At 65.4% G+C, this 12,005-nt stretch carries 12 protein-coding genes; 3 read left to right on the top strand and 9 right to left on the bottom strand.

The genetic code is table 11. From position 1 onward, the window contains the following. Both ACR65W_RS10910 and ACR65W_RS10905 read left to right on the top strand, forming a co-directional pair. A partial coding sequence (locus ACR65W_RS10910) for a formaldehyde-activating enzyme (protein WP_434501166.1) occupies positions 1-253 on the top strand: 253 nt, incomplete at its 5' end. A 66-nt stretch (positions 254-319) separates the two neighbouring features. Continuing rightward, positions 320-1,354, top strand: a complete 1,035-nt coding sequence (locus ACR65W_RS10905; protein ID WP_434501361.1) for a hydantoinase/oxoprolinase family protein — start codon at positions 320-322, stop codon at positions 1,352-1,354. A gap of 30 nt (positions 1,355-1,384) precedes the next feature. On the opposite strand, the gene ACR65W_RS10900 is transcribed toward ACR65W_RS10905, so the two are convergent. From ACR65W_RS10900 to ACR65W_RS10880, 5 genes are read right to left on the bottom strand one after another with little or no spacing between them, the layout of a single operon-like run. After that, the gene (locus tag ACR65W_RS10900) at positions 1,385-1,963 is read right to left on the bottom strand and encodes a DUF447 domain-containing protein (protein WP_434501362.1); all 579 of its coding nucleotides are present in this window, start codon (positions 1,961-1,963) and stop codon (positions 1,385-1,387) included. Next, positions 1,947-3,368 (bottom strand): DUF6513 domain-containing protein, encoded by a 1,422-nt coding sequence (locus ACR65W_RS10895; RefSeq protein WP_434501363.1) that lies wholly within the window; start codon positions 3,366-3,368, stop codon positions 1,947-1,949. Before ACR65W_RS10895 ends, ACR65W_RS10900 begins: the two co-directional genes overlap by 17 nt. Before the next feature lie 12 nt (positions 3,369-3,380). Beyond that, the gene (locus ACR65W_RS10890) at positions 3,381-3,938 is read right to left on the bottom strand and encodes a flavoprotein (RefSeq protein WP_018409685.1); all 558 of its coding nucleotides are present in this window, start codon (positions 3,936-3,938) and stop codon (positions 3,381-3,383) included. Next, on the bottom strand, positions 3,938-4,576 hold the full coding sequence (locus ACR65W_RS10885) for a uridylate kinase (protein WP_434501364.1): 639 nt from the start codon (positions 4,574-4,576) through the stop codon (positions 3,938-3,940). Before ACR65W_RS10885 ends, ACR65W_RS10890 begins: the two co-directional genes overlap by 1 nt. Then, entirely contained in the window at positions 4,563-5,708 is a 1,146-nt protein-coding gene (locus ACR65W_RS10880) for a (5-formylfuran-3-yl)methyl phosphate synthase (RefSeq protein ID WP_434501365.1), read from the bottom strand. Before ACR65W_RS10880 ends, ACR65W_RS10885 begins: the two co-directional genes overlap by 14 nt. Positions 5,709-5,887: 179 nt before the next feature. Between ACR65W_RS10880 and ACR65W_RS10875 the strand changes: the two genes are divergently transcribed. Beyond that, positions 5,888-6,571 carry a type 1 glutamine amidotransferase domain-containing protein gene (locus tag ACR65W_RS10875; protein WP_434501366.1) on the top strand — a complete coding sequence of 228 codons (684 nt, stop codon included), beginning with the start codon at positions 5,888-5,890 and terminating at the stop codon, positions 6,569-6,571. Between the two features lie 45 nt (positions 6,572-6,616). Here ACR65W_RS10875 and ACR65W_RS10870 read toward each other — a convergent pair whose 3' ends face one another. From ACR65W_RS10870 to ACR65W_RS10855, 4 genes are all read right to left on the bottom strand, one after another. Next, positions 6,617-7,933 carry a bifunctional folylpolyglutamate synthase/dihydrofolate synthase gene (locus tag ACR65W_RS10870; RefSeq protein WP_434501367.1) on the bottom strand — a complete coding sequence of 439 codons (1,317 nt, stop codon included), beginning with the start codon at positions 7,931-7,933 and terminating at the stop codon, positions 6,617-6,619. 20 nt (positions 7,934-7,953) lie between these two features. Further along, the gene (gene accD / locus ACR65W_RS10865; RefSeq protein ID WP_434501368.1) at positions 7,954-8,820 is read right to left on the bottom strand and encodes an acetyl-CoA carboxylase, carboxyltransferase subunit beta; all 867 of its coding nucleotides are present in this window, start codon (positions 8,818-8,820) and stop codon (positions 7,954-7,956) included. Then, positions 8,817-9,683 carry a tryptophan synthase subunit alpha gene (gene trpA, locus ACR65W_RS10860; protein WP_434501376.1) on the bottom strand — a complete coding sequence of 289 codons (867 nt, stop codon included), beginning with the start codon at positions 9,681-9,683 and terminating at the stop codon, positions 8,817-8,819. The genes accD and trpA overlap by 4 nt, the downstream gene beginning before the upstream one ends. A gap of 150 nt (positions 9,684-9,833) precedes the next feature. Next, entirely contained in the window at positions 9,834-11,765 is a 1,932-nt protein-coding gene (locus ACR65W_RS10855) for a potassium transporter Kup (protein ID WP_434501369.1), read from the bottom strand. Between the last annotated feature and the right edge of the window lie 240 nt (positions 11,766-12,005).

Raw genomic sequence — 12,005 nt, 5'->3', positions numbered from 1 at the left:
GGCGCAGCATGGCGTCGCCAAGGCGGTCGCGGATTCGGTCGCCGAGGGCGTGATCCCGATGGATGAGGCCGACGACATCTTCATTGCGGTCGGCGTGTTCATTCACTGGGACGCTTCGGACGACAAGAAGATCCAGGACTATAATTATACCGCGACGAAGGAAGCCATCGCCCGCGCCGTCAAGGGCGAGCCGAAGGCTTCGGAAGTCGTCGCCAAGCGCAACGAAGCCAAGCACCCCTTCGCGCCGAACTGAACCGCGCAGCATCTTCGAAATTGAAGGGGAGCCGCGCGGCTCCCCTTTTTCTTTTGGGAGAGGCGGATGGCGGCGGTCATCGGCTGGGATATCGGCGGCGCCCATGTCAAGGCGGCGCGCGCGGATGACGGGCGCCTCACGGCGGTCGTGCAGATCGCCTGCGCCCCTCACGAAAGCGTCGCCAGCCTGGAGCAGGCGCTACGCGCCGCGCGCGCGGCGCTCGGCGACGCCGCGCGTCATCGCGTCACAATGACGGCGGAGCTCTCCGACGCGTTCGAAAGCAGGGCGCGCGGCGTCATGACGATCGCCGCAATCGCCGCGCGCGAGATCGGCGTTCCTGACATTCTCTTTTACGCCGGCGAACGCGGCTTCATCAGCCGCGACGAGGTCGGCGCCCATGTCGACGCCGTCGCTTCGGCCAATTGGCGCGCCTCGGCTGAATTCGTCGCGCGCCAATGCGCCGAGGGGCTTTTCATCGACATTGGATCGACGACGACGGACCTTGCGCCGATTTGCGCCGGACGTGTCGCGGCGCGCGGGACGAGCGACGCCGAGCGCCTCGCTTATGGCGAACTCGCCTATGCCGGATTTTCACGCGGCGCGCCTCAGGCCTATGCGGCGCGCGCGCCGATCGCCGGACGGTGGACGCCGCTCGTCAACGAGGCCTTTGCGTCGATGGCCGACGTGCGGCGCGTGCTCGGCGATCTCCCCGAAGGCGAAACCGACGCCGACCTTTCGCCGACGGCGGACGGCCGCCCGAAGACGGTTGCGGCGTCACGCGCGCGGCTGGCGCGCATGGCCGGGCGCGACGCCGCTGATTTGGGCGATGCGCAATGGCGCGCCTTCGCGCAGTATCTTGCGCGCGCGCAATTGCGCGCCATCGAAGATCAGATTGCGCTGCTCGAATCGCGCGACGCGCTGGCGTTCGATGCGCCGATCGTCGGCGCCGGCGTCGGCCGCAAACTCGCAGCGCGTCTGGCGCATCGGCAAGGCCGGACATTCATCGATTTCGCCGATCTGATCGCGGCGCCGGCGGCTTTGGCCGAGAGGGCGGCGAATTGCGCGCCGGCTTCGGCGCTCGCGCTGCTCGATCTGTCGTAGCGCCCCTTAAGGCAGGCAAGGCAAGGTCGCCTAGTGCGCCGCGCCTGCTTTGGCGTGCTGATGCGCGTCAATTTTCTCCATCACCATGTTCCAGGCTTCGCGCTCGGCGTCGCCGGCGGTTTTATCGATGGCGATCTGCAGATAGGCGAGTTCGCTCTCGATTTTTTCGCGTGGCAACATGTCGAGCCGCGTCGCAAGTATTGCCGCTTCCAGAACGGCGGCGCGCGCCCGGTTCATGCCGAGGAAGGCGCGATGCGACTCAATTCGCCTCACTCTGCAGAAGAAGCGCGGCCGCGATTCGTGCTCCTCGACGCGCGCGACGATGAGTTCGGCATGCGCCAGCGCGGCGGAAAGGCGCGGCGCCGGCCAGCCCTCGATGTCGGTGAGCGGCCAATTGCGTTGGCCGGCGACGAGTCCGGCAAAAATGCGCGCGTCGTCGGTGAAGCTCGCCGTCGCTTTGGGATTATGCGTTAGATTGAACAGGGTCGAGGAGGGACGAAACGGCGCGGCGATCCAGAAGCCGTGTTCCTCGATCAGTCCGAGCGGCGCGATATGCGGTCGACCTTCCGGCGACAGCGTCGTGACGACGCATTCATGTATCAGAGGCATCTTTCGCAGGTCCCTGGCCCGCTTTGCGCATGGTGTGACCCATCTCCTTGAAGCGGGTCGCATCCTCTTCGTTGACGTCCGTCGCGACGCCGAAGTCGAGCGACTCGTCCTGACGATAGCGCTTGCCGAGCTTGTAGGCGATCTCGGCTTTCATCAATTCGGCGCCAAGGTAAAAAGCGTGGGCGCCGTCATGTTCGACGGCAAGATGCGGGAAGAGCGCCATCGCGTCAGCTGCGACATGGTGGAGCCCTTTGGCGTAGATATGCACGCCGTCCTGCGTCACATCTATGCGGAAATTAGCATCGCGCAGTTCGCGCGCAAGCGCGGCAATCTCTTCCGGCGTTGCAGCATAAGGTTTGCGGTCGTGGATCTGCAGCAGGGCGTCGCTATAGCCTTTCGGCAGCGCGCGGTCGGCGTGCGCCGCGAACATCAACCGCCTCGCGGCGTCGTGCTCCTGCAGCGTCCGCCGCGTATGTGGGGACACCTGAACCGTGAGCAAATGGCGGATGTCGAGCTCGGAACATATGCCGAGCATCGCCGCGGTGACGCCCGCGGAGTCGGCGTCGGTAAGCTCCGTGAGATTGCCCGTTCCCATCATGATCTCGGCCTCAGGCTCGCGCGTGCGCAGTTCGACATAGCGGGCGATCGAGGCGGCAAGGCCGAAATGAATCGGATCGAGAATCGGATCGAGAATGGCGCTGATTCCGCGCGCGCGCGCGCGGCGCGCGGCGCGCTGCAGCGAGTCGAGATCGCCGTGCGGCCGCGGCGTCAGAATCGGAATGATGGGCGAATTGTCGGGAAGGATCGAAAGCGTTGCTTCGTCCAAACTCAAGAGGTGGTCGACGCCGGCCTTCGCCGCGCGTTCGAGCTCGGCGACATTGGCCGAATCGACGCTCACCTTCAGGCCGTGGCCCTTGAGCGCCGCGATCGTTTCCTCGAGATGATGGAAAGGCGTGTCCGGCAGACAGCCGAGATCGATGACGTCGGCGCCGCCGCCGACGAGTTCGCGCGCCTTGATCGAAATATCCGCGACGCTCATCTTGGACGCGTCGACGATCTCGGCGAAAATCTGCATGTCGTAGCGTGAGAGATCGGGCGCCGCGCCGCCGCGCCCGAGATAGGCCGGAAGGTCGGCGATTTCTTCCGGCCCGCGTTCAAAGGCGACGCCGAAATCCTCAGTCAGCGCGGCGAGGTTGGCGCGACAGCGCCCCGGCAATATGACGCGGTCGGCCTGCACGGGTCGCGGCAGGCGACGCTGAATGATCTCCTGGGTCATGAGCGCCGCGACCTTCACGCCAATGTCGTGGATACGCCACGCTTGCGCCGCTTCGCCGAAGCTCGCGACCATGCGCTCCAACCGCGGCAGTGCAAGATGGCCGGTGAGGAACAGCAGGCGCTCGCTCATGTGGAGACTTCGTTAGGGTTGCGGCTCGACTTCGCGACGGCGGCGCTCCACCGCCTCCTGCAGCGCCGCGAGGCTTTCGACGACCTGCGTCGCTTCGAAGGATTTGAGCGCGTCGGTGTTCTGCAAATCGATGCGGCGCGGATAGACCATCACCATGCCCTTGGGCGCGCGCGTCTCGAGTTCGGGCGCGGTGTCGCAGGCGAAGACGATCGTCGGCACGCGGCATTTGCCGGCCTGCGCGAAGACATTTGTCGCAAGGTTGTCGGAAATGCCGGCGACGCATTTCGCGACGGTGTTCGAGGTCGCGGGCGCGAGAACCAGCGTGTGATAAAAATTGTAGTAGAAATTCCCGACCGGCGCGGCGCTCGCGGTCGTGTCCTTAAAGATGCGAACCGTCTCCGGCAGATCAAGATCGTGCTTATACATGCGCACGACTTCCGCCGCCGCCTTGCTGACGAAGAGATCGACGTGATCGAGCGAGCGGATCATCTCGAGACATTCGGTGAAGAAATGCCCTGATCCGGTGAGCGCCCAACCCCAGCGCGGCGTGACTACTTTCTTTTTTGTCATCAGGCGAACTTCCGCGTTGGAAAATTTGCGATGGCTGCGCCCGGCGGGACGCCGTCGGCAAGAAGCGCGCCGGCTTGCGGGAGAGACGAAGGGCCGGCGAGGAAGAGCGGCGTCCCATCGAGATAATCCGGAAGCGCCGAATCGACAACGCCCTTGCGCACAATCTCGCTCAGTAAGGCGCCATCGCCGACATCGACGCTCTTGATAAGCGCCAGCGCGCAAGCGCCCATTTTTTTGGCAAGCCAGGCGGCGAGACTGTCGGAGGTGACGTCCCAGGAGGGCGCGATATCGTCCGCCGCGGCGACCATGGCGCTCGGCCGCCAAAGCGCGATGCGTCCTCGCGCCTGCGCCGCTGCGATTGCGTCACAAGAGGCCGCGAGCTCCAGCGAGTCATCACGGTTCGCGAGCGCCAGCGCATATTGCTCCATCGCCAGAACCGCCATGGCGTGCGCGGTCTTATCATCGTAGCCTAATGCAGGCTGCGCGGCGCGCACCGCGTCGGCGAAAGGTCCGCCGCCGGGAACGATCGTCAGCGGCCGGGGATAGCCCTTCAGCGCCGCAAGCCAATCGGCGAGCGTCGGCGAGCCATGCAGGCTTCCGCCCAATTTGACGACGAGGGGCGCGCTACTTGACGGCATCGATGCGCATCGGCGCCGGCTGCAGGCGACGCGCCTCCTCATGGGCGCGGGCTCGCCTTATCCTCACGCCGACAGCGCCGGGCGCAACGTCGAGCTTTTCAACTTGCACGGTCACCGATCGCACGCGTTCATGCAGCAGCACGCTTTCGGCGAGGCGCTCGGCGATCGTTTCGACCAGCTCGATATGGCCGCCGGCGAGGATCATTTTGATCGCGTCCATGATCACGTCATAGGAGAAGATCGAGCGCATGTCGTCGGAGCCGTTGATGCGGGTCACGTCCGCCTCGACGTTGAAACGCACACGCTGCGTATGGCCGTGTTCGTGGGCGTAGGCGCCGATCTCGACGGGCGCGACATAATCCTTGAGAAACACGCAATCGGTGTCGTTCGCGCCGGCCGGCTCGATATAGCCGCGGCCGAGGAACGACCAGTGGGCGTGAAAATCGGCGTGCGCGCCTCGTGTCGAAGGGATCAAATCGCGGATCAGCGTCGTGGCGCGGGCGTCGATGGCGGCGCGCCGCTCGCCATGCGCGCAGAGCGCGCCGCGAAAGCCAAGCACGTCCGCTCCGGTGACGAGCAGGCGCGGCACGTCGGGAGACTCCAACGCCCCAGCGAGTCCTGAGGCGAGCCCGAGCTCACGGCAGCGCGCGACGAATTCGGACAGCGCGCCGACGCTCATAAAGTCGACCAGTCGGCCTTTGCCTTTATGCGCGGTATCCAGCATCGCGCCATGAAAGCCGGCGCCGGCCAGCGGCTCGAGAGTGTCGAACTCAGGGCCGAGATCGGCGAAGAGGACGGCGACGAGCCGCGTTCTTGCGGTCAGCGGCGCCAGCGCCTCGATGATCTCGACGGCGTCGGGCGTCGCCGGCAGGGCGAATTTCACATAATCGACGCCTGCCGCGACGACCTCTTCAAAGTCGCGGAGCGCATGCGCGACGTCGTGCGGCAGCTCGACGACGGCGCTGACCGGGCGGCGGCCGTCGACGAAGGCGACGATCTCAGCGACGGTGTCCAGGGGTAGGGCGCCCAGCGCGCCGCGCGAGGGCGCCTTGCAGTCAATGATGTCGGCGCCGCGCGAGAGGGCGATCTCCGCCTCATCGCGGGAGAGAACGCTCGCCAACATCAGGGTCATGAGTTCTTTGCTCCAGTCGTCGCGCAACACGCATCTGCGCGCTTGTGGAGCAAATTTTTCCCGAATCCAAGTGGCCTCGCGCGCCTACCCTCCTGCTCGCGCTGGGCTCCGCCGGACCACTGCGTCATTTTTTCGCAACTCCAAGCATGCGAACATGCTCCCCGAAACAGGAGAAATCCGTGAAAATCCTCATCGTTCTCACCTCGCACGACAGGCTCGGCGACACAGGCCGAAAGACAGGCTTCTGGCTGGAAGAGCTCGCTGCGCCCTATTACGTCTTTCTCGACGCCGGGGCCGAGATCACGCTTGCCTCGCCCAAGGGCGGTCAGCCGCCGTTGGACCCAAAGAGCGATGAACCCGAATTTCAGAGCGATCTCACCCGCCGGTTCCAAGCGGACGAGGCGGCCAAGGCGCGCCTCGCCGACACGGCGCGGCTCGATAGCGTCCGTCAGGACGATTTCGACTCGGTCTTCTATCCCGGCGGCCATGGGCCGATGTGGGACCTCGCCGAGGACCCGGATTCGATCAGGCTGATCGAATCCTTCATCCGCGCCGGCAAACCCATCGCGCTCGTGTGCCACGCGCCGGGCGTGCTGCGCCATGTCGAAGGTCCCGACGGTCTGCCGCTGGTCGCGGGCAAGACGGTGACCGGCTTCACCAATGGCGAGGAGGAGGCGGTTGGCCTCACCCACGTCGTTCCGTTCCTTGTCGAGGACGAGCTTCAGGCGAAGGGCGGGCGCTTCTCGAAGGCGGCGGACTGGGCTCCGTATGTCGTCCGGGACGGCCAGTTGATCACGGGCCAGAATCCGGCTTCCTCCGGTCCGGCGGCCCGCAAGCTTGTGGAGGCGCTTACAAAAGCGTGAGACCCGGCTCTCTCGGCGCGGCGCGGGCGAAACGGGCGGCGCGGCTCATTCCACCACCGAGCCGTTGGCCGCCAGCACCGAGGCGGCGAGATAGAGCGAACCTGCGATGAGCACGCGCGGCGGCGCGTCGAAGCGGCGCGTCGAAAGCAGCGCGAGCGCTTCCTCGACGCCGCCCGCAGCGGCGCCGGGCATTCCTTCAGCCCTGGCGAGGCTCGCGACATCTTCAGGCGGCCAGCTCTTATGCTCGCCCTCGACCGGCACCGCGACGACTTCGCGCGCCAGTCCGACGAAATGCTTGAGCAGCGCGCGAATGTCCTTGGTCGTTTGCGCGCCGCAGATCAGCGCCAGCGGGCGCGGCGCCTTGTCGTGGAACTCCGCCATCGCCTCGGCCAGAACGCGGCCGCCATCCTCATTATGGCCGCCGTCGAGCCACACCTCGGCGCCGGGCGGGGCGAGATCGACGATGCGCCCGCGTATGAGCCGCTGCAGCCGCGCCGGCCATTCGGCGCGCGTCAGCCCCGCCTCGATCGCCGCGGCCGGAATCTCCGGAGCGACGGCGCGCAGGGCGGCGATGGCGCCGGCGGCGTTTTCATGCTGGTGGCGTCCGGCGAGCCGCGGCAGCGGCAGATCGAGCAAACCGCGCTCGTCCTCATAAACGAGGCGCCCGTTTTCGTTGCAAATGTGGAAGTCCCGCCCGGCGACGATCGGCGTGGCGCCGACGCGTCGCGCCTCGCGCTCCAACGCCCTCGCCACCGGCTCCGACTGGAAGCCGATCACGCCCGGCGCGCCCTTCTTCAATATTCCAGCCTTCTCATGGGCGATCTTTTCGACCGTATCGCCGAGAAATTCGAGATGGTCGAGGGAGATCGAGGTGATGATGGCGCATTTGGGCTGCGCGATGACATTGGTCGCGTCATAGCGCCCGCCGAGGCCCGTCTCGAGCAGCAGCCAGTCGGCCGGCGCTTCGGCGAAGAGCAAAAAGGCCGCCGCCGTCGTGATCTCGAAGAAGGTGATCGGCTGCCCCGCGTTCGCCTGTTCGCAGCGTTCGAGCGCCGCGTTCAGACGCTCGTCGTCGACAAGCGTTCCGCCGCCGTCGCCGCCGAGACGAATCCGCTCATTGAAGCGCAGGAGGTGAGGGGACGTATAGACATGCACGCGCTTGCCGGCGGCTTCGAGCATGGCGCGCAGAAAGGCGATCGTCGAGCCTTTGCCGTTGGTTCCGGCGACGTGAATGACGGGCGGCAGTCTGATCTCCGGTCGTCCGAGCGCGGCGAGGAGTCGCTCCGTGCGCCCCAGCGACAGATCAATCTTCTTTGGATGAAGCGTGAGCAGTCGCGACAGGATCGCGTCATGCTGATCCATTGCGGCTGCGCCTCGCGATATCAGGCGGCGGCGCGGCGCGGCGGCGACTTGGTCAGGAGACCGCACAGGCGCGCCAGCGTCTGGCGCAGCTCCTGACGCGGCACCACCATATCGACCATGCCGTGATCGCGCAGATATTCGGCGCGCTGGAAGCCTTCGGGAAGCTTCTCGCGGATCGTCTGCTCAATAACGCGGGCGCCGGCGAAGCCGATGATCGCGCCGGGCTCGGCGATCTGGACGTCGCCGAGCATGGCGTAGGACGCCGTGACGCCGCCCGTCGTCGGATTGGTCAGCACGACGATATAGGGCAGGCGCGCCTCGCGCAGGCGCTGCACGGCGATGGTCGTGCGCGGCATCTGCATGAGCGAGAACATGCCCTCCTGCATGCGCGCGCCGCCCGACGCCGTGAAGATCACAAAAGGCGTGCGCTTGGCGAGCGCATGTTCGCAGCCGGCGATGATCGCCTCGCCGGCGGCCATGCCAAGCGAGCCGCCCAGGAATTCGAAATCCTGAATGGCGACGGTGACCGGCGAGCCTTCGAGATTGCCGAAGGCGATCGTCACGGCGTCCGCCATGCCGGTTTTGACTCGATATTCCTTCAGCTTGTCGACGTAACGCTTGATGTCGCGAAACTTGAGCGGATCCAGCGGCGCTTCTGGCGTCGAAATCAGCTCGCATTCGGCGCCGTCGAAAAGACTGGCGAGCCGCGTCTCGACCGGACAGCGCATGTGGTAGCCCGAACCGGGCACGACATAAAGATTGGCCTCGATGTCCTTGTGGAAGACGAGTTGGCCGCTCTCGGGACATTTCACCCAGAGATTTTCCGGCGCTTCGCGCTTGATCAGCGCCTTGATCTTCGGCGGGACGACGTTCGAATACCAATTCATGACACGAGCCTCGTCAGCCAACTCATTACGCCGCGCTTAGGGCGAGCGTCGCGCACGCCTTCGGCGATGGACGCGACAAGCCCCGTCACAGCGCCAACGCTCGAAGGTCCGGCGCGGCCCTCCGCGTCGAGCGAGGCCTTAAGCGCTTGGACAAGCGCCGTGCCAACGACCACGCCATCGGCGTTACGGGCGAGCTCGGCGGCGTTCTCCGCATTCTTGACGCCAAATCCGACGGCGATCGGCAGCGCCGTGTGCCGCTTGATGCGCGCGACCGCCTGACTGACGCCGGCGTAGTCGGCAAGCGCCGCGCCGGTGATGCCGGTAAGCGACACATAGTAGACGAAGCCGCTTGTATTTTCGAGCACCTTGGGAAGCCGCTTGTCATCGGTCGTCGGCGTGGCCAGGCGAATGAAGTTCAGCCCAGCGCTGCGGGCGGGAACGCAGAGTTCGGCGTCTTCCTCCGGCGGCAGATCCACGACGATCAGGCCATCGACGCCGGCGTCCCGGGCGTCGCGCAGGAAGGCGTCGACGCCGTAGACATAAATCGGATTGTAGTAGCCCATCAGCACGATGGGGGTGGCGTCGTCTCCGGCGCGGAAGTCGGCGACGAGCTTCAAGGTCTTCTTGAGCGTGGTCCCCGCCTTGAGCGCGCGCAGGCCCGCCGCCTGGATCGCCGGCCCATCCGCCATCGGATCAGTGAAAGGCATGCCGACTTCGATGACGTCCGCGCCGGCGCCGGGCAGGCCACGCAAAATGTCGAGCGACGTCGCGAGATCCGGGTCGCCGGCCATCACAAAGGTCACGAGGGCGGCGCGCCCTTCCTTCTTGAGGGCGGCGAAGCGATCATCGATGCGGGTGGGCATAAGCGACAGACGTCCTTCGTAAGGCGGCGAAATCTTCAAAAAGCCCTCTCGACCGGGCGTCGCCGGCCCTTTTCGGCTCTTACGCGAGCCACGCGGGGGCCGCCGTTGCTTAGTGCCTGGCCCCCCTCCCGTCCACTGTTTTCGCGCGCGCTAAATCGTCACTTGCGCGCCCAGTTCGACGACTCGGTCAGAGGGGATCGAGAAGAAGTCCGTGGCGTTGGCGGCTTGCCGAGTGAGCGCGACATAGAGCTTATCCTGCCACACCGGCATTTCGGATGAGGGACTTTCCTTGATCGAGCGCCGGCCCAGGAAGAAGCTCGTGGTCATGATGTCGTATTTGAACCCGGCCTTGCGCATGGCGGCGAGCGCGGTCGGAACGCGCGGACTTTCCATGAAGCCATAGTGCAGCGTCGCGCGGTAGAAGTCGTCGCTGAGCTTATCGATTTCAAAGCGCTTGCCTGGCGCGACGCGCGGCCGGTCCTCCGTTCTCACGCAGATCACCAGCACGCGCTCGTGCAGAACCTTGTTGTGCTTGAGATTATGCATCAGCGCCGTGGGCGCGACAGCCGGATCGCTGGTCAGAAAGACCGCCGTGCCCGGCACGCGCGTCGGCTTCGACTTCTGCAGCATCGCGATGAGCTCCATCATCGGAATGGAGTCGCGATGGGTTTTCTCGGCGAGAAGACGCGTGCCGCGCGTCCAGGTCCACATGATGATCATGACGCAGCCGCCGAGCGCGAGCGGCACCCAGCCGCCGTCTTTGACCTTCATCAGATTGGCGGCCAGAAAGGCGAATTCGACGACCAGGAAAGAGGCCGCGAAGAGGATCGATACGAATAGCGGCCAGCCCCATTTGCGCCAGGCGACGATGAACAGCAGCGACGTCGAAAGCACCATGGTGCCGGTGACCGCGATGCCATAGGCGGACGCAAGCGCCGATGAGCTCCTAAAAGCGATGACGAGCAGCACCACGCCGATGAGCAGCAGCCGGTTGATGCGGCCAATATAGATCTGGCCCTCCTGCGACGCCGACGTATGCGTGACTTCTAGTCGTGGAATGAGGCCAAGCTGAATCGCTTGCCGCGCCAGCGAGAAGGCTCCGGTAATCACCGCTTGCGCGGCGATTGTCGTGGCCAGCGTCGAAAGAACGACAAGCGGCAAAAGCGCCCAGTCCGGCGCCAGCAGGAAGAACGGGTTGCCGACGGCTTCGGGGCGCGACAACACGAGCGCGCCCTGACCAAGGTAATTGAGCAGCAGCGCCGGCAATACGAATCCGAGCCAAGCCGTACGGATCGGTCCGCGGCCGAAATGACCCATGTCGGCGTAAAGCGCCTCGACGCCGGTGACCGCGAGGAAAACCGAGCCGAGGACGGCGAAGCCGAGCCAGCCGTGGGTCACGAGAAAAGCGATGCCTTGCCGCGGATCGAAACTGCGCAACACCTGTGGCGCTTCGGGAATATGCATCGCGCCCAACACGCCAATGGTCAGAAAAAAGGCGATCATAATGGGCCCAAAGAAAGCCGCCACCCGCGCCGTTCCGTGACTTTGCACCCAAAACAGCGTGACAAGGATGAAGATGGTGATCGGCAGGACGAATTCGCTGAAGCGGTGCGTGACGAGCTCCAGGCCTTCAACAGCCGACATCACCGAGATGGCCGGCGTAATGATCGCCTCGCCGGCGAAGAGCGCCGCGCCCGCGACGCCGAGCAGAAAGGCGACTTTCGTGCGCCGGCCCATGGCGGTCTGCGCCAGGGCCATCAGAGAAAGAATGCCGCCTTCGCCGCGGTTGTCGGCGCGCATGACGAAGATGATGTATTTGATCGTCACCGTGAAAATCAGCGCAAAAATGAGCAGCGAAATCGCCCCGACGACGGACTCCTCCGTCAGTGCGTCATGCTCCACCTGATGGGCGAGCGACTCGCGCAGCGCGTACAGCGGACTGGTGCCGATGTCGCCATAGACGACGCCGATCGATCCGATGATGAGGCCGACGAGCCCGCCCTTTGCACGCTCGTCTCCGTGCTGCGCAGCTTGCGTCCCATCGCCGCCGGAGGCGGGACCGGCGTCGGATCGCTGCATCATGGAAGGTTTCCTTTGAGAGGAGCGCGCCGCGCCGCTTTTCGACGGTCTCGGAAGAGGGCGCTCGCCGGGGACGAGAACGAGGGCTCCAAGGCTTCCTCTCCTTCGGCGTGGGTCCGCCGATACGGTGCGGCGATATACGCGGTTTCGCGCACAAAGAGAAGTCGCGGTTGCGGCGCGATATTGGCGCGCCAGACTCTTGACGCCTTCGGGATGGCGTTCGCGGCGGCCGGAACTTTAACG

This window comes from Methylocystis sp. (genome assembly GCF_051062815.1).
Classification (GTDB): domain Bacteria; phylum Pseudomonadota; class Alphaproteobacteria; order Rhizobiales; family Beijerinckiaceae; genus Methylocystis.
The sequence above is the reverse complement of the archived record's forward strand: the minus strand, read 5'-3'. Positions and strand labels throughout refer to the sequence as shown.